This is a genomic window from Telluria beijingensis (assembly GCF_030770395.1).
Lineage (GTDB): Bacteria > Pseudomonadota > Gammaproteobacteria > Burkholderiales > Burkholderiaceae_D > Telluria > Telluria beijingensis.
Genome location: NZ_CP132480.1, coordinates 3,231,394 through 3,256,837 on the forward strand (window position 1 = coordinate 3,231,394; position 25,444 = coordinate 3,256,837).

Here is a 25,444-nt window from a genome sequence, read left to right on the forward strand (position 1 = left end):
ACTGGCGCCTGCCGTCACGCCGCCAGCTCGATGTCGGCGCCGCCGTCGTCGTCGTTGCCGGGCAGCGCTACATTGACGACGGTGCGCAGCCGGTACAGGCGCTGCCGGTAATTGCCTTCGGGCCCGGTCGGGCCGCAATCGACTTGCTCGAACAGGCGCACGATGCGGTCCAGCGCCTGGCGCTCGTGCGCCGATTCCACCAGCACCAGCCGCCGCTTGCTGCGCCCATAGCTGGCGCGGATGTCGATGACGAGGCAATGGCCCTGGTCGGCGGCCCCGACGTCGAGCAGCAGCGCCTCGGCGCGCGAGAGGCCGAACAGCGCCGCCAGTTCGATGCGCGCGGCCAGCAGCGGATGTCCCGCCAGCGCATCGGCATGGCTGGCCAGCAGGCGGCCGGTTTCGGTATATGGCGCGGCCGCGGCGCGCGGCGCGATCTTGCGCAGCAGCGCCACCGCGTCGGGCGAGTCCTGGGCCGCCGCTTTCTGCAGCCAGTACACGGCGCGCACGTCGTTGTTCTCGTTCTCGCGGCGCGCGCGCCAGGCATTGTGCCCGCACTCGAGCTGGGCGTCGCGGTAACCCATCTCGGCCGCCCGTTCCAGGTAGCGCTGGGCATCGGCCACGTTACGTTGCGAAAATTCGGGCTTGATATAGATGCGCGACAGCGCATACCAGGCCTCGGCCAGGCCTTGTTCGCCGGCCAGCGTCAGCCAGCGGATCGCCTTCTTGAAATTGGCCACGTGCGTCGGGCCCGCAGCGCCCGTGCAGCGCCGGCCATCGACCCGCATGCGGGCGCAGCGCAGGCCCAGCGCCAGCTGGGCATGGCCATCGTGTTCGGCCGCGGCGAGTTCCCAGAACACGACCGGTTCGCCCGGCCCGCAGGCCGCGGCCACGGCGCCGGCGTCCAGTGCCGGCAGCCCGCTCACGCCATCGAGCGCCGGCTCGAGCAGGCGCGCGCAGCGCGACAGCAGCGCGATTTCGTCCGGCGCGAAACGGCGCATCTCGCCCTGTTCGCCGCGCTCGTTCACCAGCGCGCGCGCCTGCGGCAATGCGCGCTCGAGGTAATCGTTCCAGCGGCGCGCCATCCAGGCCTCGTCGAGGGCGGCGTACTGCGCCGCGCCGGCGCCAGCGGGCGGGCGCCGCTGGCCGTCAAGACCGGACGGGCGCGCGGCCATGCGCCCGGCAGTCCCGGGCGCCGGCGCCGCCGTGCCTGGCGCCGCCGTCCGCGCAGGCGGCTGGGCTGGCTTGCCCTGGCGCTGCGACAACATCCATTGGGCGTGCGGGAAGCCGGCGCGCGCCGCGTCCTCGAGCGCCTGCACCGCCTTCGGGTGCGGCTGGACCGCCGCCGATGCATCGAACATCAGCTGGGCATAGACCAGGCCCGCATGCAGGCTGCCATCGTCATAGGCGCGCTCGTACCACTGGGCGACGGTCGCCGCGTTACGCTGAGCCAGCTCTAGAGGGATATGGTTGCCGATCAGCTGCCAGGCCGGCGGACAGTCTTGCCGGGCCGCGCGGTCGAGCCAGTGCAGCGCCGTCGGCAGGCTTTGCGGGAGTCCGGCACTGCCGAACAAATACAGCTTGCCCAGCTCGAGCTGGGCCGCCACCTGCCCGGCGCGGGCATTGCGAATGATCGCCAATTCTTCGCGGTTAGCCATTGTTGGAATACATGTAAAAAGTGAGTCGGCAACACGCAATGGCGACGGCAGCACGGCCGCATGCACCCATGGCGCAAGCCGGCCTGGCGAGGCTGCCAATATACAAGGTATTGACAACTCCTGTCGTCGTCCGTGTGTAGAGGCCAAAGTCTAAGCTGCCGCCAACGACGATTCGATTCGATTGGCGGATGAGTTGACGCGCCGCAAAGCAGAGTCAAACGGATGAAACTGGCCAGCGTGGCGGTGCGCCAATGAACCGCGCTCGCGCCCGTTTGACGAAAGATGCCTTCATTCTTCTCTCGGATGCAGGATCGCCGGGATTGTTACATCCTGGGTGACACGAGTTTCAAAAATACAACAGCACGATTGGATTTATTGGCGATCTACCAAGCCCGCCGCTGATAATTGACCAATTAGCCAGTCCTGGCGTCTGGACAATGAAGGTGACTTTCCGGACGTCTCGCCCGCTGCCGACGGCTGCATTCATTTGATCCTGGGAACCAACGATGAAGAATTCCTTCCTGGCCGTCGCACTGCTGGGCGCTTGCGCCGGTGCGGCCCATGCGCAGTCGTCGGTACAGGTCTACGACACCCTCGATGCCGGCATCGTCAAGCGCAGCGGCCAGGACGTGAGCATCGGCAAGCGGGCCGCCAACACCCTCGGATTCAAGGGCACCGAAGACCTGGGCAATGGCTTTACCGCTCTGTTCCACCTCGAAATGCGCTACGAACCGGACACCGGCAGCAGCGAGATCGGTCCTGACGGCAATGGGCGCCAACTGTTCCAGGGCCAGAGCCGGGTCGGCCTGCAAGGCGGCTTCGGCATGCTGCGCATCGGCCGCGGCCTGACGCCGTTTCACGAGACCATCGGCAACTTCGAACCCTTCCATGCAATCCCGACCGCGGGCGGCTTCTATACCGACCTGAGCGTCGCCGGCTACAGCTCGCAGCCGCTCGATCCGGTCGGCGCATCCGGCAACCGCTGGTCGAACGCCGTCTGGTACAACACGCCGGTCATGGGCGGCTTCCAGCTCAATACCGCGCTGGCCACCAAGGAAAACAATGGCGGCGTCGCCATCATCGGCCGCGGCAGCGCCGGCGCGCCGCAATACCCGGCCGGCGCCGAAGCCTCGGCCAATCCCTTCTCGGTCTCCGCCACCTACCACAACGGCCCGGCGGCCCTGATGGCCGCCTATGAGCGCAACGCGATCGAATCGAAGGTCTGGTCGGTTGGCGCTTCGGTGTACGCGACCCCTGAACTCAAGCTGATGGGCACGTTCACCAGGCTGGACGAAGACCACACCCGCCTGTTCAATACCGACACCACTTCGTGGGTGCTGGGTGCGAACTACACCCTGGGCCCTGGCAAATTGCTTGCGGGTTATGGCCAGAAGGATAACGATGGCGCGGAAAAGGTCAGGCAGCTGTCGCTGGGGTATGAATACAGCCTGTCGAAGCGCACCTATCTGTACATCGACGCCTCGCGCAAGAAGGGGCTGTTGACCAATCCGGCCACGATCAACCAGTACGACATCGGCATCCACCATTCGTTCTAAGTACGACTTTCATTTCATCCTTTCTGCATGGGGCGGCATGGCCGCCCTCTTCATGCGCCATTCTTGTAGTGTTTTCACAACGCCACCTTCCCCTCAGCGCATTCGCGAACGAGCGTTCTGTACAGTGCGCCGGGGCAATGGCATATTGGTAAAGCGAGCACATGCATCGCAACAAGAAAACACATGGAGACCCGATGAAGAAAAGCCTGATCGCCGCCCTGCTCGGCGCTACGTTTGCCTGCTCCGCCCTGGCCCAGACCAGTGTCCAGATCTACGGCATCGCCGATGCCGGCGTGATGTGGCAAAAAGGTGGACCGACCAAGATCTATAGTGGCGGCGCCGACGGCTCCCGTCTCGGCATCCGGGGCAGCGAAGACCTGGGCAATGGCTACAAGGCCATCTTCAATCTCGAAGCCCGCGTCGAACTCGACAACGGCTCGCAGCAGCCGGCGCTGATGAACGACAATCCCGGCGTCTACCTGCTGCGCGGCATGAACCAGATTCCGCAAGCCATCCGCGACCGCCTGCAGGCGGCGATCCAGCCGCCGGGCGCGCCGGCCGTCAACCAGGAAAAAGCCCTGTTCGACCGCACCGCGATGGTCGGCCTGATCACCCCGATCGGCGCCGTGATGCTGGGTCGCATGTACACCCCGGGCTACGAGGTGTTCAACATGGCTGACGCCTTCGAATCGGGCACCGCCGGCACCTGGGGCCACATCACCGGCGGCACCGCCGGCTTCACCGCGCTGGGCGCCGACATCCGCTCGCAGGAATCGATCCAGTACCGGATCGCCCTGCCGAACGGCCTGGGCGGCTCGATCATGTATGGCGCGCGCAATTCGGGCTATCTCGGCCGCTACAAGAAATTCCGCGCCGGCGCCATCACCTACAAGGCCAATGGCTTCGACGTCGGCATCGGCTACAACCATGGCTACGACATGCAGAACCGTCCGAGCCTGCGCACCACGACGGTGGGCGGCTCCTACACCATGGGCGAGCGCTGGAAATTCTTCGCCGGCTTCCACAGCCAGCGCAACCAGAATTCGGCCCTGATCCCCGACTACCTGACCGGCTGGAACCAGGCAGTGGTGCCGGCGCTGGTGGCGCAGGGCGTGCCGCAGGCGACCCAGAATTTCCTGCTGAGCGTGTTCGACACGAATATCAAGGCCAATACCCAGCAGGACGCCAACAGCTACCAGGTCGGCGCCCACTATCGTGTCGGCAACGGCCGCATCGTGGCCTCGTACGCGCACCAGAACGACCGCACCGCATCGAACAGCGACGCCAACCTGTATGCGGTCGGCTACAACTACTACCTGTCCAAGCGTACCGACCTGTACACCGCGCTGGCCTTCATCAAGAACGACAACGAGGCCCAGTATTCTCCGGGCACCTCGGGCAATCCGGGCGGCTTCACCGAAGCCCCGGGCGCCGACGGCCGCGCCCTGCAGCTGGGCATCCGTCACCGTTTCTGAGCGATCGACGCTCCCGCGAAAGACGCCTGCGGGCGTCTTTTTTGTTGGCGCTGTCACCGTTACCTGTTGATGACCCCGAATGCGATGCGCAGCAATTGCTCGACAGAAGTGACTCGACCACCATCAAGGGCCCAGCGCCAGCCCAGATAGTTAGGGAGCCAGCGCGAGGCCACGCCATGGAAGCGCGCCAGCCACTCCTTGAAGCGTCGATGGTAAGCGTTGACGCCCTGGATATGGATGGCGCCCGCGCTACTCGTGCGCACCCGTTCGCCAGCGCCGGCATTGACGGCCTGGTGCGCAATGCCATGGGCCCGTGCGAAGGCCGGATAGGCGGCATTGGCGTCGGTGACCAGCAGCGCTTGCGGATCGAGTTTTGGCAACAGGAATGTGGTCAACTGGGCCGCCTTCAGGGCGCCGCGGCCGGTAACGGCGTCAATGGTCTGCCCGCTTCGGTCGCGCGCCACCAGGATGCAGTCGAGATGACGCGAGATGCCGCGCAAGGCAGCCTTGCCACCCCGCTTGCGCGGTTTGCGGTCGAGCTTGCGCGAGCCTTTCTGCGATTCGAGCAGGAAGGTCTCGTCGGCCTCGACGATGCCGGACAGGCAAACGGGCCGGTCGTCCTTGACCCGGTCGAGGAAGCGGTGGCGCCATCGAAATGCGGTATTGCGGTGCACGTCGACCTGCCTGGCGGCGGCGCGCACCGATCGCGATTCCAGCACGGTAACAAGATAACCAAGCCACTTGTCCTTGTGCCTGAGCCGCGCCAGCGGCGTGCCGGTCAGGTCGTTGAAGGTGCGCCCGCAAGCGCAGCAGCGAAACCGTTGCAGGTCGTTGGCGCAGCCGTGCCGGTGATAGCGTGCGCAGCCGCAATCCGGACAGCGCCGCTCGTCACGGCGGATCTCGTCGACCAGGACTACCACCCGGTCCAGCCCGACTGCCGGATGCAGGGCGGTCAGTACCTGCTGGCGTTGCGCCTGGTTTAACAGCGCAAGTTGGGCGAACAGTTCGGCAAACCCAAGAGCTTTCACAGTGCGGCTCCCTATCCGTGGCGATAGGGCTTGGACCACGGATCAGCTCAGCAGTTCAATGCTCATCCATATTTAACGTTGACAGCGCCTTTTTGTTTCCCGTTAAAACTTCGGCGCCATGCCCGCGTCGGGTAAAATGGTTCGATTGATTCCACCACCCAATTCCACATGAGCATCGCACCACTGGACGCCAACACTGTCGCGCAATACCTGATCGACCACCCGCAATTTTTCCAGGAGCACGCCGGCCTGCTGGGCGAAGTGAAACTGTCGAGCCCCCTCACCGGCCGCACCGTGTCGCTGCAGGAACGCCAGATGGAAGTGATGCGCGATAAATTCCGCGCCCTCGAGCTGCGCCTGTCGGACCTGTCGCGCCGCGCCGAGGAAAACGCCGGCATCGCCAACCGTTTCCACGCCTGGACCCAGTCCCTGCTGGTCTCGAAAGGCGGCGCGGCCATGGCGCGCGACCTGGCCGATGGCTTGCGTGCCCATTTCATCGTACCGCAAGTCACCCTGCGCCTGTGGAACCTGGCCCCGGACTACGCGGATGAATGGTTCGCCCAGGGCGTGTCGGACGATGCGCGCATCTTCGCCAACAGCCTGCGCGCGCCGTACTGCGGCCCCAACAACGATTTCGAGGCGGTGCGCTGGCTCGACAATGCGGACACGATCCGCTCGACCGTGATGCTGCCGCTGGGCCAGCCGGGCCAGAGCTTCGGCCTGCTGGTGCTGGGCTCGCCCGACCCGGCGCGCTTCACGACGGCGATGGCGACCGATTTCCTGGTCCACATCGCCGCCACCGCGACCACCGCGCTGACGCCGCTGCGCGCCAAATAAATGGACGGCCACGGGCGCGACGGCACTGACGGCGCTGCGGCCGACTGGGCCACGCGCTACCTGGGCGAACTGACGGCCCAGCGCCAGCTGTCGCCGCACACGGTCGCCGCCTACCGGCGCGACCTGGCCGAACTGGCCGCGCTGGCCGGCCACGACGACTGGACCCGGCTGACCCACTTCGACATCCGCCGCTGCGCCGCCAAACTGCATGCTGGCGGCCAATCGGCGCGCACGATCGCGCGCAAGCTGTCCGGCTGGCGCGGCTTCTATGGCTGGCTGTCGAACCACACGCCGCTGGCGGCCAACCCGGTGGACGGCGTGCAGGCGCCGAAACGCCCCCGCAGCCTGCCCAAGGCGCTGGCCGTCGACGACGCCGTGCAATTGATGGAATCAAACACGCGCGGCCATGCCGATCCCTTCGAGTTGTGCAACCGCGCCATGTTCGAGCTGCTGTATTCGAGCGGGTTGCGGGTGTCGGAACTGGCCGGCCTCGACCTCGCCTGGCAGGATGCGCGCGCCGGCCAGCCGGCCTCGCTCGGCTGGCTCGACCTGCAGGCCGGCGAAGTCGTGGTCACCGGCAAGGGCAACAAGATGCGCCGGGTGCCCGTGGGCGGTCCGGCGCGCGACGCGCTGTCTGCCTGGATGGCGGTGCGGCCCGCCGCGCGCGACGGCAGCGCCGCCCTGTTCCTGTCGGCGCGCGCCACCCGCATCTCGCCGCGCGTGGTGCAACAACGGCTCAAGCAACATGCGCTGCGCGCCGGCACGCCGGTCAACGTGCACCCGCACGTGCTGCGCCACTCCTTCGCCTCGCACCTGCTGCAATCCTCGGGCGACCTGCGCGCGGTGCAGGAATTGCTCGGCCACGCCAGCATCACCTCGACCCAGATCTATACGGCGCTCGACTTCCAGCACTTGTCGAAGGTGTACGACGCAGCCCATCCGCGCGCCAAGGCCAAGTAAGGCGGCGACGCGGCCGCGCCATTCCAGCCACATCTTCCAGTTCATGGTTTGAACTCGGTCAACACCGGACACGCTTGATGGTGAGCTTGCAAGAATTGCGGCATAATCCCCCGGTTCTTTTGTCCAACCTGACCCCAACACGAGTAGCGAACCAATGGACCTGATTCCCAGCACCATCCTGACCGGCTTCCTCGGCGCGGGCAAGACCACCCTGCTCAACCGCATCCTGCAGGAAGAGCACGGCATGCGCATCGCCGTCATCGAGAACGAATTCGGCCAGGAAAACATCGACAACGAGATCCTGGTGCAGGATGCGAGCGAGCAGATCGTCGAGATGAACAACGGCTGCATCTGCTGCACCGTGCGCGGCGACCTGATCGTGGCCCTGAACAGCCTGGCGCAGAAGCGCGCCGCCGGCGAGATCAGTTTCGACCGCGTGGTGATCGAAACCACCGGCCTGGCCAATCCTGGCCCGGTGGCCCAGACCTTCTTCGTCGACGAAGAAGTGGGCGCCAACTACCTGCTCGACGCCGTGGTGACCGTGGTCGATGCCCGCCATGCAAATGAACAATTAACCCAGCACGAAGAAGCCCAGCGCCAGGTCGGCTTTGCCGACAAGATCCTGCTGTCCAAGACCGACCTGGTCGATGCCGCCGCCGTCGAGGCCCTCAAGACCCGCCTGCACCGCATCAACCCACGCGCGCCGATCGCGACCAGCGACTTCGGCCGGGCCCCGATTTCGGACGTGCTCGACCTGCGCGGCTTCAACCTGAACGACAAACTGGAACTCGATCCAGACTTCCTGAAGGTCGAGGAAGGCCACGACCACGATCATGAACACGATCATGATCACGCCCATTGCGGCCACGACCACGCGCATGGCGAAGCCTGCACCCACGACCACCACCACGGCCACCACACCGACGACATCGCCGCCTTCGTGTTCAAGAGCGAGCGCGCCTTCGATCCCGAGCGCCTCGAGCAATTCCTCGGTAGCCTGGTGCAGGTATTCGGCCCGCAAATGCTGCGCTATAAAGGCGTGCTGCGGATGGAAGGCGTGGACCGCAAGGTCGTGTTCCAGGGCGTGCACCAGATCATGGGCAGCGACGTGGGGCCGAAGTGGGGCGAAAGCGAAACGCCCGCGACCAAGATGGTGTTTATTGGTAAGAATTTACCAAAAGACGTATTTATCCGCGGACTTGAACAGTGTTTGGTATAAACTACATCAGTTTGACTGGTCTGCCCGAGGTCGCATGACGACCTGCCTCGACAGTTCGAGAGGCAAGGGACCGCAGGCAGGCCTCGCGCCGCCTGCAGCGCACCGCCCAGCCGCACAACGGCGGGGACGGAGAAGGGATGGCGCTTCGTCGCCATCAAGGCAGCTTGCCTCATGCACACCTTTGCCGGGTGTAACTGATGAGCAAGCTGATAAAATGAAAACCTCTGTCGTATCGAAGGCATCATGACTAAAACAACGAAACCGAATACCGCCCAGCCCGAAGAACGCCTCCTGACGGAAGAAGAGATTCGGGCGATGGGCGATGACGACTACATGAATGCAGCCCAGCTTGCGTTCTTCAAGAATCGCCTGCAGGAACTCGAGAAGGAACTGCTGAAGAACGCCGGCGAGACCACGGAACACCTGCGTGAAACCGTCCTGGTTCCCGACCCGGCCGACCGGGCGACGATCGAGGAAGAACACGCGCTGGAACTGCGCACCCGCGACCGCGAACGCAAGCTGCTCAAGAAAGTGCAGCAATCGCTGCAGTCGATCGACAGCGGCGAATACGGCTGGTGCGAAGAGACCGGCGAACCGATCGGCATCCCGCGCCTGATCGCCCGCCCGACCGCCACGCTGTCGCTCGAAGCCCAGCAGCGCCGCGAGCTGAAGCAAAAACTGTACGGCGACTGAGCTAGCGCCGTGCCCATCCAGAAAAGCATGCGACCCGTCGCATGCTTTTTTTGTTTGCGCGCCTGCTGGAGCCCGTGCCGCTACTGCGCACGGTTCAGCCGCCATGCATACCATCCCGTTTCCGTTCGGATACACTAGGCCTCGCGGCGTGCGCACAGCATGCATGATCCGGGTTCGTGCTATGGTCTGGCACGGCTGGCCTAACTGACAACGGTGAGCATGGGGCTTTTCTCCTTCCTGAAGAGAAAGAACGACGACGCGGGCGGACGCGACTGGCCGCCGCCCGAGTCGCGCCTGCGCGGCGAGCCCTCGCGCCTGGACACCGAGGCCGAGCGCGAGCGCCAGCGCGAGATCGCGCGCGCCACCGCCGCCAAGATCGACGAGATCGAACTCGCCTTCGCTTCCGACATGTTCGACGACGAGCCGGCCTGGGGCAGCGGCGCGCGCCAACCGGCCAATGGCCTTGCGCAGCGCGAGCCCGACGTCCCGGCCCAGGCCGCCCTGCCCGCCAGCGCGCCGGCGGTCGAGGAAAGCGCCATCCTGTACGCCAACGGCCAGCCCGACGTCGCCGAGCACCTACTGCGCGCGGCCTTGCCGACGCTGGGCCGCCATGAGCGCCTGCCGTGGTGGATGCTGTTCGACCTGTACCAGGCCGATGGCCGCGAAGACGCCTTCGAGAGCGTGGCGATCGACTACGCCAGCCATTTCGAGACCTCCCCGCCGGCCTGGAAGCCGCTGCCGGCGGCGACCGGTGCGAACGGCCCCGGTCGCGCCTCCCCGTTCGGCGCCGCCCTGGCGACGGTGGAAACCTTCGGCCCCACGATCGACACCTCCGTCGCGGCGCCCCTGGCGCGGGTGCTGGACGCGGCGGCGCCGGTCGCCCGCCTCGACTTCGGCCGGGTGGCGGCGATCGACGCCGACGGCGCTGCCTGCCTGCTGGCCGCGCTGCAAGGCTTGCGCCGTACGGGCCGCGAACTGGTGCTGGCCGGCGCCGATACCCTGCTGGCGACCTTGCGTCCGATGCTGGTGATCGGCCGGCGTGACGCCAGCCCGGCGCCCTGGCTGCTGCTGCTCGAACTGCTGCTGCTGACGGACCGCGAAAAGCAGTTCGAAGAAGCGGCCATGGATTACTGCGTCACCTACGAGGTCTCGCCGCCTTCGTTCGAAGCCCCGCTGCGGGTGTCCACCGCGGCCCCGGCCCCGGATCACGGCGACCGCTTCATGCTGCCGGCCTCGATTGGCGGCCCGGACGACGCCCTGCTGTCGGCCATCGATGCCTATGCGCAAGAGCGCGAGACGCTTGTGCTCGATTGCTCGCGGCTGGCGCGGATCGACTATGCCGGCGCCGGCAGCCTGCTGGCGCGGCTCGATGCGCATGCCGCGGCCGGCCGCGGCGTCGAGCTGCGCGAACTGAACCACCTGGTCACCACCCTGCTGCGCCTGCTGGGTGCAGGCGACAACGTGCGGCTGTATCCGCACCGCTACTGATCCGTTAAAAGACGCCGAGCGCCAGCAGCAGCAGCAGGGTCACGACCAGCGACACCAGGATCGATCCAAGGCAGCCGAGCTTGTTGGAAAAGAACAGGAACATCGCAGGTCCTTCGGATTGAGTGTGCGTCATGACTGGGTAGCGAACGCTGCTTGTGTCGGGCGCACACTTGATCGCGTGCATTTATGGCAGAGCTCACCTTGCAATCCCGTCGCCGGCCCCCACCTGCTGTTGGCTAGACAATTACGAGGTCAAAATGGAACAATTTCACGGTACAACCATCGTCAGTGTGCGGCGCGGCAACCAGGTCGCGCTGGGTGGCGATGGCCAGGTCACGCTGGGCAATGTCGTCATGAAGGGCTCGGCGCGCAAGGTGCGCAAGCTGTACCAGGGCAAGGTCTTGTGCGGATTCGCCGGCGGCACGGCCGACGCGTTCACGCTGCTGGACCGCTTCGAAGGCAAGCTGGAAAAACACCAGGGCAACCTGCTGCGCGCTTCGGTCGAGCTGGCCAAGGACTGGCGCACCGACCGCGTGCTGCGCCGCCTGGAAGCGATGCTGCTGGTGGCCGACCGCGAGTCGACCCTGATCATCACCGGCAATGGCGACGTACTGGAACCGGAAGACGGCATCGGCGCCATCGGCTCGGGCGGCGTCTACGCCCAGTCGGCCGCCAAGGCGCTGTACGAGAACACCGATATGGCCCCAAGCGAGGTGGTCAAGAAGGCGCTCACCATCGCCGGCGAGCTGTGCATCTACACGAATATGTCCCACATCATCGAGACCCTGGATTGATATGAGCAGCATCATGAACATGACCCCACCGGAAATCGTTTCCGAACTCGACAAGCACGTGGTCGGCCAGGGCAAGGCCAAGAAGGCGGTCGCCATCGCGCTGCGCAACCGCTGGCGCCGCCAGCAGGTGGAAGAGACGCTGCGCCACGAGATCACGCCCAAGAACATCCTCATGATCGGCCCGACCGGCGTCGGCAAGACCGAGATCGCGCGCCGCCTGGCCAAGCTGGCCGACGCGCCCTTCATCAAGATCGAGGCGACCAAGTTCACCGAGGTGGGCTACGTCGGCCGCGACGTCGACACCATCATCCGCGACCTGATCGACATCGGCGTCAAGCAGACCCGCGCCAGCGAAGCGAAGAAGGTGCGCCAGCGCGCCGAGGACGCGGCCGAAGACCGCATCATCGACATCCTGGTGCCGCCGGCGCGCGACTTCGGCTTCAACACCAGCAATGGGGCTGAAAGCAAGGACGGCGACGCCACGCGCCAGACCTTCCGCAAGCGCCTGCGCGAAGGTTCGCTCGACGACCGCGAGATCGAGATCGAGGTGGCCGACGCCGCGCCGCAGATGGAAATCATGGCGCCGCCGGGCATGGAAGAAATGACGGAGCAGATCAAGTCGATGTTCGCCGGCGTGGGCAATGCGCGCAAGAAGCCGCGCAAGCTCAAGATCAAGGAAGCGATGAAGCTCTTGATCGACGAAGAGGCCGGCAAGCTGCTGAACGAGGACGAGCTCAAGCAGAAGGCGATCGCCAACGTCGAGCAGAACGGCATCGTGTTCCTGGACGAGATCGACAAGATCGCGACCCGTTCCGAACACGGCGGCGCCGACGTCTCGCGCGCCGGCGTGCAGCGCGACCTGCTGCCGCTGGTCGAGGGCACGACGGTGAACACCAAGTACGGCATGATCAAGACCGACCACATCCTGTTCATCGCCTCGGGCGCCTTCCACCTGTCGAAGCCGTCGGACCTGATCCCGGAGCTGCAGGGCCGCTTCCCGATCCGGGTCGAACTCGAATCGCTGTCGATCGAGGATTTCAAGAGCATCCTGACCTCGACCCATGCCAGCCTGACCAAGCAGTACGAAGCGCTGCTGGCGACCGAGGGCGTCAAGATCGAGTTCGTGGACGAAGGCATCCACCGCCTGGCCGAGATCGCGTTCTCGGTCAACGAACGCACCGAGAACATCGGCGCGCGCCGCCTGTACACGGTGATGGAGAAGCTTCTCGAAGAAATCTCGTTCAGCGCCGGCTCCGAGAACGGCCAGGTGGTGCGGATCGACGCGGCCTATGTCAACGAACGGCTCGATGCGCTGGCGGTCAACGAAGACCTGTCGCGCTACGTGCTGTAATTTCCAGCGAGGCCCGCATGGCGAACAAGGCATTGGCGACACGGCAAAAGATGCGCTTGCGCGTCGAGCCTTCGCAACAGTTCGGCAAACCACGTAATCCGATCGCGGCACTGGCCAAGGCGCGTGCGGCCGGGCCGCATGCCAAGCCGCTGTCGAGCGAGCGGCACGAGGCCAAGCGGGCGCTCAAGAAGGTCAAGCTGGTGGCGGACGAGGACGAGTGATCCGGGTGCCGGCGCTGCCTTCAACGCATTTCTCCTTCGCGGGCACTTCGGTGCCCGCTTTTTTTATGCACGATCACACACGACACGACGTTCGTGTGTAGAATTACACACACCACAAGACACGGACGAGGGGAATCCTGATGGATTCAAAAACCTTGATTCGGATGCTGACAACAGCAGGATAGCGTGAGGTTCATATTGCAGGAAGCCATCACACCTTCAAGCATCCCGAACGGACGATGATTCTCACGGTGCCTCACCCTAAGAAAGATTTACCGATCGGGACGGTGAATAGCATTCTCGAGAAGGCCGGATTGAGGTAGGCCGGTCTTCGCGACCTCTATATGATGGGATTAAAGATGGAAATGCCGATCGCAGTTCACAAGGATGAGAATAGCGTTTATGGCGTAACAGTGCCTGATGTTCCAGGGTGTTATTCCTGGGGCGACACGATTGACGAGGCAATCAAGAATGCCCGAGAGGCGATCTACAGCCACTACGAAGTACTGGCGGAAAGTGGAGAACCCCTGAGTTTCAAGACCTCACGAATCCAGGATCTTGTTTCGAATGAAGAATTTTTGGGAGCGATATGGGCTTTGGTGGATATCGATGCGTCCAAGTTCGATTCCAAACCCGAAAGGATTAATATCTCCATTCCGCGTTTCGTCTTGAAGAAGATCGATAGCTTTGCGCAAGCGCGGCACGAATCTCGCAGCGGCTTCATTTCTCGCGCAGCGTTGGCAATGATTGCGGAGGAAACCGGGCACGCCTGACAGGTCGGCGCACCACTGGCCTTCCGCAGTCGCCCCCCTGCTCGGCCGCGACGACAGGATTCACAATCCTGCACTCTACCTTGCTCTGATGATTCGTCGGCCCAGGACGCCGTTCGTCGCATACGTCTTGTTCATGCGACCTGTTCAACGGTAGAGTCAGCCGTCGTCATTCATCACGGAACCCATGAGCTCACCCGACCTGATCCTCGACGCCCTGCGTGCCCGGTTGCGCGCGGCCGGCATTACCTACAAGCTGCTGGCCGAACGCATCGGCGTGAGCGAATCGAGCGTGAAACGCATGTTCGGCCAGAAAGACATGGCGCTGTCGCGGCTGGCCGAGATCTGCCAGGCGACCGGCATCCCGCTGGAGGAACTGCTGCGCGGCGCGCTCGAGACCCGGCCCCAGCTCGACGGGCTGAGCCTGCAGCAGGAACGCTCGCTGGTGGCCAATCCGCGCCTGCTGCTGATGGCGATCTGCTGCCTCGGCCACTGGAGCGTGGAGCAGGTGATCGAAACCTATCGATTGAGCGAGACCGAGTGCATCACCCTGCTCGCCGAACTCGACCGGCTGGGACTGATCGAACTCAAGCCGCTGAACCGCTACCAGCTGCGGGTGTCCAACGCATTCCGCTGGCTGCCGGACGGGCCGGTGCAGCACTTCTTCCGCGAACACGTGGTGGAGGATTATTTTGCCGGGCGCTTCGACGGCAAGGGAGAGGCACTGATGTGCCTGCCGGCGCGGCTATCGCATGCCAGCGCACAAGAGCTGATGCTCAAAATTGAACAATTGGCGGCGGAACTGGCGCGGCTGCACCTGAACGACCGGCGCTTGCCGGCGAGCGAACGTGAGGGCTATACCTTGCTGCTGGGATTTAGATCGTGGGAACTGGCGGCATTTACCGCGCTGCGGCGCTGACGGCGCCATCCATTACTGCGTGATCGGCTGCTGGGTCTGGTTCATGGGCGAGGCGTTCGGCGGCATCTGCACCTGGTTGGCCGGTTGCGGGACCTGGTCGACCGGCGGCGCGTTCGGATCGACGTTCGCGTCCATCTCGGGCTCGGGCACTACCTGGGCGTTCTCGGGCGAGGTCGGAATGCCCTGGGGACCGCCGCCCGGCGGTGGCCGGCTCTGCATCGCGGGCGGCACCGCGACCACGCCCGGCGCGGTCTGCGGTTCGACGCCCATCGGCTGCTGCATCGGCTGCGGCATCTGTTGCTGCATCTGTTGCTGCATCATGCGCGGTTCGGGCGGCATGATCGAGGTCGACTGGCCGGTATCGGGCGCCAGTTCCACCCGTTTCATGACGCCGCCATCCGACAGCATCACGTAGCGGCGGTGCACTTCGGCCACCGTCACGCCCGGCGCGATCTCGCGGCCGATGCGCACGGCTTTCGGCGGCTGGCCGTCGGCCACCAGGATGACCGCGCTGTCGGCGCCGGCCGACACCACGCCGGTGAGCTGGAAGTTCGAGATCACGGCCGTCGGCTGGCCGCCGAACAGCGTGGCGGCCGCCTCGGGGCTCGGCGGCGGCTGGGTCGCGACCGGCGCCGCCGCCAGCGGCCGCTGCGCCGGCTTGTACAGCTGCAGCACCCAGTAGGCGATCGAGGCCGCCAGCAAGACCAGGGCCAGCAGGCTGAGGAGAAGAGGCAAGCGCTTGTTCATATTATTCAGTGCCATTGTTTTACTGCACCAGCTGGTTGATTTCGATGATCGGCATCAGCACCGCCAGCACGATCAGCAGCACGACCAGGCCCATGGCCAGGATCAGCACCGGCTCGAGCAGGCCGGCGATAGTGAGCGTGCGGCGCTCGAGGTCGGCCTGCTGCGAGTTGGCGGCGCGCTCGAGCATGGCCGGCAACTCACCCGTGATCTCGCCGGCGCGGATCATGTGCACCAGCATCGGCGGGAAATGTTTTTGCGCCGATAGCGCGCGCGCCAGGCTCACGCCTTCGCGCACGCTGCCCGTGGCCTGCTCCACCAGTTCGCGCATCGCCACGTTGGACAGGGTTTCACGGCTGGTGTCGAGCGCGCGCAGGATGGGCACGCCGGAACCGGTGGTGATGGCCAGGGTGCTGGCGAAGCGCGCCGTGTTGAGGCTGCGCTCGAACTTGCCGTACACCGGGGCCGTCAGCAGCCAGGTATGCCAGCGCCGCTTGAGGTCGGGATTGCGCAGCGCGCGCCGCCACATCCAGAACGCGCCGGCGATCAGGATCGCGCAATAGATGCCATAGGCGCGCACGAAGTCGGACACCGCCAGCATGACGACCGTCAGGAACGGCAGCTTCTGCTTGGTGTTGGCGAACACCGAGACGATCTGCGGCACCACATAGGTGAGCAGGAAGATCACGATCGCGAACGCGACCACGGTGACGATCGCGGGATAGGTGAATGCCAGGCGCACCTTCTGCACCAGGGCATTGCGGCGCTCGATGTAGTCGGCCAGGCGCGACAGCACGCGCGACAGCTGGCCGATCTGCTCGCCCGAGGCGACCAGCGCCCGGTAGATCTCGGCGAAGTCGCGTGGATGGTGGGCCAGCGCGGTGGAGAACGGCGAGCCGCCGATGACTTCGGAACGGATCGAGGCGATCAGGTCGCGCATATAGGCGCGCTCGGCCTGCTCCAGCAGGGCGGTGAAGGCTTGCTCGAGCGGCAGGCCGGCTTCGAGCAGGCTGGCCAGCTGGCGCGTGAACAGGGCCAGCTCGTTCTGCGACAGGCGCTCGCCGATGCCGCGCGCGCGCGTGGCGCCGGAAGCGTCGACCTGGGCCGCGATGGCCTCGACGCTCAAAGGCGTCAGGCCTTGCGTGCGCAGGTCGGTGCGCGCCGCGCGCGGGCTGTCGGCGTTGACCACGCCCTTGCGGGTGGCGCCGCCGGCGTCGACGGCTTCATAGCGGAATGCCGGCATCAGTTACTCTCCATCCAGGCAGTTCGCATCGCTCGCAGTGCCATCTCAATCCTTCGTCACGCGCACGAGTTCGGCGCGCGTGGTGGTGCCGTCGGCCAGCCAGCGTTCGCCGTCGTCGCGCATGGTCTTCATGCCGGTCGCCAGCGCCGCATCGCGGATCTCGGCTTCGGAGGCGCGGTTGTGGATCTGCGAGCGGATCTGTTCGGTGGTCTCGAGCAATTCGTAGACCCCGACCCGGCCATGGTAGCCAGTGTGGCCGCAGCGCTCGCAACCGACCGCATGCCAGGTGGAACCGTCGAAGGTCTTGCACTGCGAGCACAATTTGCGCACCAGGCGCTGGGCCATCACGCCCAGCAGCGACGAGGACAGCAGGAAGGGTTCGATGCCCATGTCCAGCAGGCGGGTCACGGCCGAGGCGGCATCGTTGGTGTGCAGGGTCGCCAGCACCAGGTGGCCGGTGAGCGAGGCCTGCACCGCGATCTGCGCTGTCTCCAGGTCGCGGATCTCGCCGATCATGATGACGTCGGGGTCTTGCCGCAGGATGGCGCGCAGGGCTTTCGCAAACGTCATGTCGATGCGGGCATTGACCTGCGTTTGGCCGACGCCGTTCAGGTCGTACTCGATCGGGTCTTCCACCGTCATGATATTAGTGGTCGAGGCGTTCAGGCGCGACAGCGCGGCGTACAGCGTAGTCGTTTTACCGGAACCGGTCGGGCCGGTCACCAGCACGATGCCGTGCGGCTGGTTGATCAGGCGGTCGAACTGGGGCAGCATGTCGGGCGCCATGCCCAGGTGCGACAGGTCGAGCCGCCCTGCCTCTTTATCGAGCAGGCGCAGCACGGCGCGTTCGCCGTGGCCGGTCGGCAGGGTCGAGACGCGCACGTCGACCGGCTTGCCGCCCACGCGCAGGGTGATGCGGCCATCCTGCGGCAGGCGTTTTTCGGCGATGTCGAGCTGCGACATGATCTTGATACGCGAGATCAGCGAGGCGTGGATCGCCTTTTTCGGGCGCACGATGTCGCGCAGCGCGCCGTCGATGCGGAAACGCACGACCGAGGTCTGCTCGAACGGCTCGATATGGATGTCGGACGCGCCTTCGCGCAGCGATTGCGTCAGGAGCGCATTGATCATGCGGATCACCGGCGCATCGTCGGACGATTCGAGCAGGTCTTCAATCGCGGGCACGTCTTGCAGCAGCTTGGTGAGATCGAGGTCGGCATCGAATTCGTCGACCACCTGCGAGGCATCGCCGCCGCCGCCCGCATAGGCGCCGGCAATCGCCGCGTCGAGCTCGTCGCGGTCGAGGCGGCGCAGCTGGATGCGGCCGAAACGGCGCGACACCTCGGCGATGGCGGCAGGGGCGGTGGCGCTGGAGACCAGCACTTCGACACTCTGGCCCGGCTCGCCGTTACCGCGCGCCAGCACACCGTGGTCGCGGGCAAAGGCGTAGGGCAACAGATTGTTCATGGTACTCACTCTCCGTTCGCTTGCGACACCGGGCGAGCCTGCGATGCAGGCGACGCCGGCACGGCCGCGCCGGGCATGACGGCGCCCGATCCTGGTTCAGACACGCCGGCCCCCGGCGCAGTTCCCTGGTGGCGTGTTGCCGCGCCATCGTTGGACGCGCCCGGCGCCGCATTCGGCGCCGGCTGGCGCTGTTGCGGCACGGTCGCCATGCCGCCGCCGGCCGGCGGCTGGCCTTCGACCAGCGGCGGCAGTTGCGGCGCGCCCAGGTCGCGCAGCAGTGCCGACGACTCGGGATGGGCGGCAGCGCCGGCCGCGCGCATGTATTCGTAGCGGTCCATCGCGATCGAATTCGAGGCTTCCTTGCTGCGCACCACGACCGGTCGCAGGAACACCATCAGGTTGGTCTTGACGCGGCTGCGGGTGCGGTACTTGAACAGGTTGCCGATCACCGGGATGTCGCCCAGGCCGCGTACTTTCTCTTCGCCATCGCCTTCGCTGTCCTCGATCAGGCCGCCCAGCACGATGATCTGGCCATCGTCGGCCAGCACATTGCTTTCGATGGCGCGCACATTCGTGGTCAGGCCCGATTCGGCATTGCGGGTCGAGGCGTCGACGCTCGAGTTCTCGTGGTAGATCGCCAGCTTGATGGTACCGCCTTCCGAGATCTGCGGGCGCACCCGCAGCAGCAGGCCGACGTCTTGCCGGTCGACGGTCTGGAACGGATTGCCGCCGCCGGTGGTGCTGTTGGTGGCGAACGAACCGGTGATGATCGGCACGTTCTGGCCGACCTTGATCACCGCGAGCTCGTTGTCCAGCGTAAGCATGTTCGGCGTCGACAGGATGTTGGCGTTGCCGTCGTTTTCGAGCGCGCGGGCGACCGCGCCCAGGCCGAGCTCGCCGCCAACCTGGCGGAACAGGCCGAAGGTGAGGCCGGTCGGCAACACCGGCGTGGTGGTGCCGTTGGTGCCCTGGCTGGCCGCCAGCGCCAGGTTGACGATGCTGTTGCCCGAGCCGCCGCCATTGAAGTTCTGCAGGCCGCCGAAGCGGTACTTGCTGTCGGAGTCGCCGGTGGCGCCGACCCACTGCACGCCGAATTCGGACGCCTTGTTGGACGTCACCTCGACCACCAGCGCCTCGATATAGACCTGGGCCCGGCGCACGTCGAGCTGGTCGATCACGGCGCGCAGGTTGCGATAGACGGCATCGGGCGCCGTGATGATCAGGCTGTTGGTCGAGGCGTCGGCCTGGATGAAGCCCGAGCCCTGGCCGCCGCCGCCCTGGGAACCCGGCTGGTTCTGCTGGGCGAAGTTATTGCTGGCGCCGCCCAGCCCGGTGCTGCCCTGCAAGCCCTGCTGGCCACCGAGGCCGCCCTGGCCGCCCTGGCCCGCCTGGCTGCCGGTGCCGGACGTGATCGAGCTGCCCTGCGTGCCCTGCTGCACCTGCAGGGCCGAGGTGTCTTGCGAGACCACGGCGCGCAGGGTCTGGGCCACGCGGGTGGCTTCGGCATTTTTCAGATAGACCACGTGGATATTGCCCTTGCTCGAGCTCTCCTGGTCGAGGCGGGCGATCAGGCTCTTGGCCAGGTTGGCGCGCGCCTGCGACGGCGCGCGGATCACGACCGAATTGGTGCGCGGATCGGCCAGCACCGTGACCCGGCCCGAATCGCCGCCGGCGGCCGGTTCCATCAGGCGCGTGACGAGCTGGGCGATGTCGCTGGCGATCGCATTGCGGATCGGGATCACGTCGAGGTCGGCCGCCACCGGCGCGTCGAGCGCGGCGATGATGCGCGCCAGGCGGCGCAGGTTGTCGGCGTAGTCGGTGACGACCAGGGTGTTGTTGCCCGGGTTCGCCATGATCGAGTTGTTCGGCGAAATCAGCGGCCGCAGCACGGCGGTGAGGTTGGCCGCCGACTCGTAGGACAGATAGAACACCTGGGTCGCGATCTGGTCGCCGGTCGCCTTGCTCGAGCGCACGCCGCCGACCTGGGTCGGCGAGGATTGCAGCTTGGCCTCGGCCTCGGGCACCACCTTGGCGTAGCCGTCGCCGCTGGTGACCACCGCGAAGCCCTGCAGCCGCAAGGTCGAGGTGAGCAGGCCAAAGGCTTCGGTCTTGCTCAGCGATTTCTCGGACACCAGGGTGAGCGTGCCCTTGACCCGCGGGTCGATGATGAAGGTCATGCCGGTGTAGTGGCCGATCGCCTTGATCACCGATTCGATGTCGGCATTCACGAAGCTCAGGGCGGCGGCATTCGCGCCTTCTTGCGCCAGCGCGGGCAGCGGCAGCACGACCATGGTGGCGGCGCAGCACAGCATGGCGCCGGCGGCAAGATGGCGCAGGGTCGGCAGTTGCAGGGTCGGCAACTGCAAGGCCGGCAGGTCGCGGTGCGCGGAGGTGGAGCGGTCTGTTTTCTTCATTATCTGAACTCGAGTGCGATTACGTTTTTGCCGTTCACCGTCCGGCGCTGGCCCAGCAGGTTCAACATGGTCCCCAACTGGTCGTCATAGCCATCGGCGGCGCTGGCCTGGCCCGAGAAGCGCAGGCGTCCATTTTGCAGTACCCCCGCGCCCGACAGCAGCAAAGCGCCACGCACGGTGCGCAGGGTCAAATCGGCCTGCGGTCCACGCCAGTCCATGATCATTTCATAACTGCCGAGCGGCTTGATGGGCGACATGCGCGAACCCATATCGCCCATCGACAGCACGGTGCGCCCCTGCACCGTCACGGTGTTCTGCTGGCGCAGCAGGTCGAGCGTGTTCCAGGACAGCCGAATGCGGCCGCTCGGCGCCAGCGTGTTGAGCGGCGCGCCGAGGCCAGACAGCCCCTCGGCCGGCAACAATAGCTCGCCGGCATTGACCTGCCACTGCGACCAGCTGCCTTCGACCCGCACCGGATTGGCCAGCGCCTGGGGATTCTCCAGGCTCATGCTCACCTGGCCCAGCACCACCAGCGGCGACAGGGTCCACGAAAAACGCCCCGGCAACAAGGGCGTGACCGTCCCGCCCGGCCCCGGCGCGCCGCCGATGAATGCAGAGCCGCGCCAAAGCGTACCCTGCGCATCCCCCAGCGTCAATCGACCACCGGTCTGGCGTTCGACCAGCGGACCGAGCCAGGCCGCCGGCAGGAAAGCCAGCACCGTCGCCACGATCGCCAGGATGACCAGCAGGCTCCATGAAAGTGCCCGCCTCATGAAGCCGGCCCGCCGGCCTGGCGCAGCGTGAGCGTGGCATCGACCTGGCCCAGCGCGGTCTGGGCAGTGAATTGCGCGTCTTGCACCATCAGGCGGCTGTCGCGCCGCTGGGCGTCGAGCCAGCCCATCAGGTTGGCGAAGGAAACGTTACTGAGCTGAACTTTCGAATATTCGCCGCTCACCGACAGGGACGCCGGATTGAGGCCGCGCGCCGACATGCTGGCGGCCAACGCCTCGCGCGTGACGGGCGTGACGGCTGTCGTTGGCTGGCCGGCGACGGCCCGGGCTTCGCCGGCCAGCGCCTCGAGCTGGGCCGCCTGCTGGCGCAGCTCGGGCAGCGAGCGGCGCAATTGCTCGCGGCCTTCGAGCGCCGGTTCGAGCAGGACGAGATAGAACAGCGCCAGCGCGGCGACGACACCGCCGACCAGCAGGAACTTGCGCTCCTGCTCGGTGCGCGCGATCCAGTAGGCAGTGGCGCGTTCGCGCAGGCCGCTGATTTTGCCGGCGATACTCATGGCATGACTCCCGATGGCGTGACTCCCGGTTGCGTGGCGCCCGATGGCGCGGCGCCACTGCTGCGGATCAGCCAAGTGTTCGCGTCCGGCGCTTCCAGGCTGAGATGGCGTGCCGCCAGGGCCGGACGCAGCTGGTCTGCCACGCCCGGGTTGGCGGATTCAGGTTTGACGCGCACCGTCAGGGCGCGTTCGCGAAACTCCATTGATGCAATCGCAGGCGGCGCGCCGAGGCCGCCGACCGCTTCGCCGAAGGCGGCCGCCATCCAGGTGAATTCGTCGCCGCCCACTTCGCCGCTGCCGGCCCGGGCGCGCGCGATATTCTGCTGCATCTGCGCCACCGGATCGATCGCCGGCTGGCCCGGATAGACCGCGCGGAAGGTTTGGCTCATCTGCTGGCGCACGGCGTCGGCTTCGCGCTTCATGCCCAGCCATTCGACGTTCAGGCCGACGACGTGGACTGCCAGCGCGGCCAACGCCAGCCGGACCGGCCAGCGCCAGCGGCGCCAGTCGCGCCGCGCCACGCCGGCCGTGCCCAGGCCGGGCACCAGGTCGAGCGCCGGGCCGACCGCGCCATTGCCGTTGTTGCTGCCGCGGGCGCCGGCGATCCAGTGCGCCCAGTTGTCGCCCTCGAGGGTGACGCCGGGGCCGGCCTCGGCCAGCAGCGCCTGGTATTCGCCCAGCTGTTCGTGCTCGACGTACAGCACCAGCGGCGCATCGCCCGCCAGCGCACGCGCGGTCTGCAGGGCCACCACCGGGCTGCCGTCCAGCGCCAGGCCCAGGCCTTCGTACTGGCTCTGGCGCAGGATCAGTTCTCCCTTGCCGAAGGCGGCGCTGACGCTGCCCGGATGCAGCGGCAGGCACAGTTGCTCGGGCACGGCCACCACGGCGCGCGCACCCATCTCGAGCAGCTTGCGCACCAGCGGCTCGAGCCAGGCCTGCTGCACCACGGCCACCGGACGGCGGCCGTCGCCCATGACGGGGCCGGCCACCAGCACGCAGTCGAGCGGGTCGCCCAGGATATATTCTTCGACCAGGGCCGGCAGCGCCGCGCGCAGGCGCGCACCGGCCAGCGGCGGGGCCTGCACCGCCAGCAGGGTGACGTCGCTGGCGGCCAGGATCAGCACCACGCGCCGGCTGGCCGCGACCGCGTCGCCCAGGTTGCGCAGCATGCCTTCGCCCTGGCGTCCGATGGCGCCGTTGTCGCCGACCAGCGCGAAACGGCACAAAGCGCCTTCGCCCTCGCTCCTGGCCGGATGCCGAATATATAGAGTAGTCAAACCGTCTCGCTTTCTTCTAGTTCTGGCGGGTCCAGATCACGTTCACGCCGCCGCGGCTGGCCAGGGAGCCTTTTTGCACCAGCGACTCGGCATCCAGCGCCGCCCGGTCGAGCCGGATGCGGCTTTGCACCAGGAAAAAGGTGCTGGTAATGTCGATCTTCGGCTGCACCTGCGAGTCTCCCTGGCACTGCAATTCGCTCGTGAACTGCCCGATGTCATTCCACGGTATCCGCTTGCGCTGTTCCACCAGCGTAGTAGCCTGCGACAGCGAGCAGCCGGGCAAGACTGCCGCCAGCACCTCGGCCGGCGCCGTATTCACATTCACCTTCGTCCCCTCCGCGGGCAACACGATCACGAACTGGCGCAGCGCCTCGACCGCCTCGGGCTTGACGCCCTGCACCGCCAGCAGGTCGTCCACCCGCATGACCGGCATCGGCGTGCCGCGGCGCGGCGTTTGCGGGCCAGCCGCTGGATTGGCCAGGTCCACCGTCAGCGGCTGGCCGGCGGCGACGAAGTCGGCGATCGGCCGCGCCAGCCGCGCCTCCAGGCGCAGATTGGTCAGCAGCTTGGCCAGGACTTCGGTCTCCACAGGGTCACGCACGCCGCCGCTGGCCAGGTTGTTCAGATTGTAACGCGCCATGGCGTCGAAAACCTGCCCTGACAGGGATGCGGTGAAGTTTTCTCCCTGGATGCGCTCGCGTTCGATGTACTGGTCGAGCCGGGTCTCGGCCAGCGGCGTGGCCCAGATCTGCTCGAGCGAGATGCGGTTGCCGAACGGCTGGCGCAGGATCACGCTGGCCCAGTCGAGGGCGCCGCGCTGGATCCACTTGGTCTGCAGCTGCAGGCGCTGGTTTTCCATCGAGCGCACCTGCACCTGCTGCTGCCAGAACAGGCTGGCGACGATCGAGATCGCCAGCGTGGTCAGCAGCAGCGCGGTGACCACGGCGACGCCGCGCTGGCGGCCATGGCCGCGTTGGTAATCGCGCCGCATCAGGTGCCTCCCAGCAGGAAGGACTTGACCATCGGCTGGCCCAGGCCCTGCACGGTCAGCGCCACCTGCACGCCGGTCGGTTCGAGCGGGTTGACGCCAGGCTGCGGCAGGACGCCACCACCCGGCGGCGGCTGTTCGCCGGTGCCGCCGACCGCGGTCGGTTCATTACGCCAGGCATTGTTTTGCCAGCCCTGCACCTGCATCGCGTTCACGCCGACCTGCAGCACCACCGACGGAGAATTGTCGGCCGGCGCATCCGACGCCAGCGCCTGCCATAGCGCCCCGACCTGGTCCAGGTCGCGCGTGCCGGGCGATTCGCGCCGGATCAACTGGCCATTGACGACGCGGTAGCTCACCACCTGCAGGCGCGACGGTTCGTGCTCGACATACACCTTGCGCACCAGGGTCAGGCGGTCGGCGTCCCACAGCAGCGACGGCTGACCGCGCATGAGCTCGCTGCCGGCGGCGTTTTCGCAATCGTTCTGCATCTGGGCGAAGGCCAACTGCATGCCGCGCGTGGTCTCCATTTCTTGCGTGAGCGCCACGCGCGCGCGCACGATGCCGTCCAGCCCGCGCCAGCCGAGCACGGCCACCATGGCGAGGATGCCGATCGCCACCAGCAGCTCGACCAGCGTGAAGCCCGCATGCCGCGACCCGGTGTTCATAGCGAGTAAGGCCTCAGGACCAGTTGGATGAGTTTGACAATCCGGCGGCCGGGATTGTCGGCATCGAACACCGACACTTCGATCCTGCGCAACAGCGGATTGGGACTGGTCAGCACTTCTTCTTCGCACATCAGGTTCAGGTCGCCTTGCGGGCAGGGAAAGCTGCGCTTGCCGATCTCGGGGAATTCGCGTCCCAGGCGGATCTGCACCAGCCGGTTCTCGGCCGACCAGGTCGCCATCATCGAGGCGCGCAGGCCGGCGCTATTGGACGTGAGGCTGCCCACCGCGCGCAGGCCGGCGGCCAGCGCGGTGCCGACGATGACCAGCGCCACCAGCACTTCGAGCAGGGTGAATCCAGCGGGTTGGCGACAAGGGCGGCGACGGAACAT

General features: G+C 66.3%; 24 protein-coding genes and 1 pseudogene. 13 read left to right on the top strand and 12 right to left on the bottom strand.

The window, feature by feature from the left end; translation table 11 throughout:
• Window positions 1-14: 14 nt before the first annotated feature.
• Window positions 15-1,655 (bottom strand): tetratricopeptide repeat protein, encoded by a 1,641-nt coding sequence (locus tag Q9246_RS14340; protein ID WP_306391250.1) that lies wholly within the window; start codon window positions 1,653-1,655, stop codon window positions 15-17.
• Window positions 1,656-2,161: 506 nt separating this feature from the next.
• Between Q9246_RS14340 and Q9246_RS14345 the strand changes: the two genes are divergently transcribed.
• Both Q9246_RS14345 and Q9246_RS14350 read left to right on the top strand, forming a co-directional pair.
• The gene (locus tag Q9246_RS14345) at window positions 2,162-3,211 is read left to right on the top strand and encodes a porin (protein WP_306391251.1); all 1,050 of its coding nucleotides are present in this window, start codon (window positions 2,162-2,164) and stop codon (window positions 3,209-3,211) included.
• Window positions 3,212-3,405: 194 nt separating this feature from the next.
• Window positions 3,406-4,686 carry a porin gene (locus tag Q9246_RS14350; RefSeq protein WP_306391252.1) on the top strand — a complete coding sequence of 427 codons (1,281 nt, stop codon included), beginning with the start codon at window positions 3,406-3,408 and terminating at the stop codon, window positions 4,684-4,686.
• 59 nt (window positions 4,687-4,745) lie between these two features.
• Here the strand turns inward: Q9246_RS14350 and Q9246_RS14355 are convergent, their stop codons facing one another.
• The gene (locus tag Q9246_RS14355; protein WP_422802327.1) at window positions 4,746-5,714 is read right to left on the bottom strand and encodes an IS1595 family transposase; all 969 of its coding nucleotides are present in this window, start codon (window positions 5,712-5,714) and stop codon (window positions 4,746-4,748) included.
• A gap of 168 nt (window positions 5,715-5,882) precedes the next feature.
• Here Q9246_RS14355 and Q9246_RS14360 point away from each other — a divergent pair, with 168 nt between their 5' ends.
• The 11 genes and pseudogenes from Q9246_RS14360 (at window position 5,883) to Q9246_RS14410 (ending at window position 14,966) form a co-directional block, all read left to right on the top strand.
• Window positions 5,883-6,551 carry a DUF484 family protein gene (locus Q9246_RS14360; protein ID WP_306391254.1) on the top strand — a complete coding sequence of 223 codons (669 nt, stop codon included), beginning with the start codon at window positions 5,883-5,885 and terminating at the stop codon, window positions 6,549-6,551.
• Window positions 6,552-7,511, top strand: coding sequence for a tyrosine recombinase XerC (locus tag Q9246_RS14365; RefSeq protein ID WP_306391255.1), 960 nt, complete (start codon window positions 6,552-6,554; stop codon window positions 7,509-7,511).
• 154 nt (window positions 7,512-7,665) lie between these two features.
• Window positions 7,666-8,730, top strand: a complete 1,065-nt coding sequence (locus tag Q9246_RS14370; protein ID WP_306391256.1) for a CobW family GTP-binding protein — start codon at window positions 7,666-7,668, stop codon at window positions 8,728-8,730.
• 243 nt (window positions 8,731-8,973) lie between these two features.
• Complete coding sequence (dksA, locus tag Q9246_RS14375; RefSeq protein WP_306391257.1) at window positions 8,974-9,423, top strand: RNA polymerase-binding protein DksA; 450 nt, start codon at window positions 8,974-8,976, stop codon at window positions 9,421-9,423.
• Between the two features lie 219 nt (window positions 9,424-9,642).
• Entirely contained in the window at window positions 9,643-10,911 is a 1,269-nt protein-coding gene (locus Q9246_RS14380) for an STAS domain-containing protein (protein WP_306391258.1), read from the top strand.
• Between the two features lie 257 nt (window positions 10,912-11,168).
• A complete protein-coding gene (gene hslV, locus Q9246_RS14385) occupies window positions 11,169-11,705 on the top strand; it encodes an ATP-dependent protease subunit HslV (RefSeq protein ID WP_071360808.1) in 537 nt (178 codons plus the stop codon).
• A gap of 13 nt (window positions 11,706-11,718) precedes the next feature.
• Window positions 11,719-13,056 (top strand): ATP-dependent protease ATPase subunit HslU, encoded by a 1,338-nt coding sequence (gene hslU / locus Q9246_RS14390; RefSeq protein WP_306391259.1) that lies wholly within the window; start codon window positions 11,719-11,721, stop codon window positions 13,054-13,056.
• 17 nt (window positions 13,057-13,073) lie between these two features.
• Window positions 13,074-13,277 carry a hypothetical protein gene (locus tag Q9246_RS14395; protein ID WP_306391260.1) on the top strand — a complete coding sequence of 68 codons (204 nt, stop codon included), beginning with the start codon at window positions 13,074-13,076 and terminating at the stop codon, window positions 13,275-13,277.
• A 140-nt stretch (window positions 13,278-13,417) separates the two neighbouring features.
• Window positions 13,418-13,600 (top strand): annotated as a pseudogene (locus Q9246_RS14400) (type II toxin-antitoxin system HicA family toxin).
• A gap of 36 nt (window positions 13,601-13,636) precedes the next feature.
• Entirely contained in the window at window positions 13,637-14,050 is a 414-nt protein-coding gene (locus tag Q9246_RS14405) for a type II toxin-antitoxin system HicB family antitoxin (protein ID WP_306391261.1), read from the top strand.
• A 184-nt stretch (window positions 14,051-14,234) separates the two neighbouring features.
• On the top strand, window positions 14,235-14,966 hold the full coding sequence (locus tag Q9246_RS14410; RefSeq protein WP_306391262.1) for a helix-turn-helix domain-containing protein: 732 nt from the start codon (window positions 14,235-14,237) through the stop codon (window positions 14,964-14,966).
• A 12-nt stretch (window positions 14,967-14,978) separates the two neighbouring features.
• Here the strand turns inward: Q9246_RS14410 and Q9246_RS14415 are convergent, their stop codons facing one another.
• The 10 genes from Q9246_RS14415 to gspI are packed head-to-tail and all read right to left on the bottom strand — an operon-like array spanning window position 14,979 to window position 25,444.
• Window positions 14,979-15,701 carry a hypothetical protein gene (locus Q9246_RS14415; protein ID WP_306391263.1) on the bottom strand — a complete coding sequence of 241 codons (723 nt, stop codon included), beginning with the start codon at window positions 15,699-15,701 and terminating at the stop codon, window positions 14,979-14,981.
• 31 nt (window positions 15,702-15,732) lie between these two features.
• Window positions 15,733-16,953: a type II secretion system inner membrane protein GspF gene (gene gspF / locus Q9246_RS14420; RefSeq protein ID WP_306391264.1), complete on the bottom strand. Its 1,221-nt coding sequence runs from the start codon at window positions 16,951-16,953 to the stop codon at window positions 15,733-15,735.
• A gap of 45 nt (window positions 16,954-16,998) precedes the next feature.
• On the bottom strand, window positions 16,999-18,420 hold the full coding sequence (gene gspE, locus Q9246_RS14425; protein WP_306391265.1) for a type II secretion system ATPase GspE: 1,422 nt from the start codon (window positions 18,418-18,420) through the stop codon (window positions 16,999-17,001).
• A 5-nt stretch (window positions 18,421-18,425) separates the two neighbouring features.
• Window positions 18,426-20,834: a type II secretion system secretin GspD gene (gene gspD, locus Q9246_RS14430; RefSeq protein ID WP_306391267.1), complete on the bottom strand. Its 2,409-nt coding sequence runs from the start codon at window positions 20,832-20,834 to the stop codon at window positions 18,426-18,428.
• On the bottom strand, window positions 20,834-21,607 hold the full coding sequence (gspN, locus tag Q9246_RS14435; RefSeq protein ID WP_306391268.1) for a type II secretion system protein N: 774 nt from the start codon (window positions 21,605-21,607) through the stop codon (window positions 20,834-20,836). Before gspN ends, gspD begins: the two co-directional genes overlap by 1 nt.
• On the bottom strand, window positions 21,604-22,122 hold the full coding sequence (gene gspM, locus Q9246_RS14440; RefSeq protein WP_306391269.1) for a type II secretion system protein GspM: 519 nt from the start codon (window positions 22,120-22,122) through the stop codon (window positions 21,604-21,606). The genes gspN and gspM overlap by 4 nt, the downstream gene beginning before the upstream one ends.
• Window positions 22,119-23,399, bottom strand: a complete 1,281-nt coding sequence (gene gspL / locus Q9246_RS14445; protein WP_306391270.1) for a type II secretion system protein GspL — start codon at window positions 23,397-23,399, stop codon at window positions 22,119-22,121. The genes gspM and gspL overlap by 4 nt, the downstream gene beginning before the upstream one ends.
• Window positions 23,400-23,415: 16 nt before the next feature.
• Window positions 23,416-24,390, bottom strand: coding sequence for a type II secretion system minor pseudopilin GspK (gspK, locus tag Q9246_RS14450; protein ID WP_306391271.1), 975 nt, complete (start codon window positions 24,388-24,390; stop codon window positions 23,416-23,418).
• The gene (locus Q9246_RS14455; protein ID WP_306391272.1) at window positions 24,390-25,055 is read right to left on the bottom strand and encodes a prepilin-type N-terminal cleavage/methylation domain-containing protein; all 666 of its coding nucleotides are present in this window, start codon (window positions 25,053-25,055) and stop codon (window positions 24,390-24,392) included. Before Q9246_RS14455 ends, gspK begins: the two co-directional genes overlap by 1 nt.
• The gene (gene gspI, locus Q9246_RS14460) at window positions 25,052-25,444 is read right to left on the bottom strand and encodes a type II secretion system minor pseudopilin GspI (protein WP_306391273.1); all 393 of its coding nucleotides are present in this window, start codon (window positions 25,442-25,444) and stop codon (window positions 25,052-25,054) included. The genes Q9246_RS14455 and gspI overlap by 4 nt, the downstream gene beginning before the upstream one ends.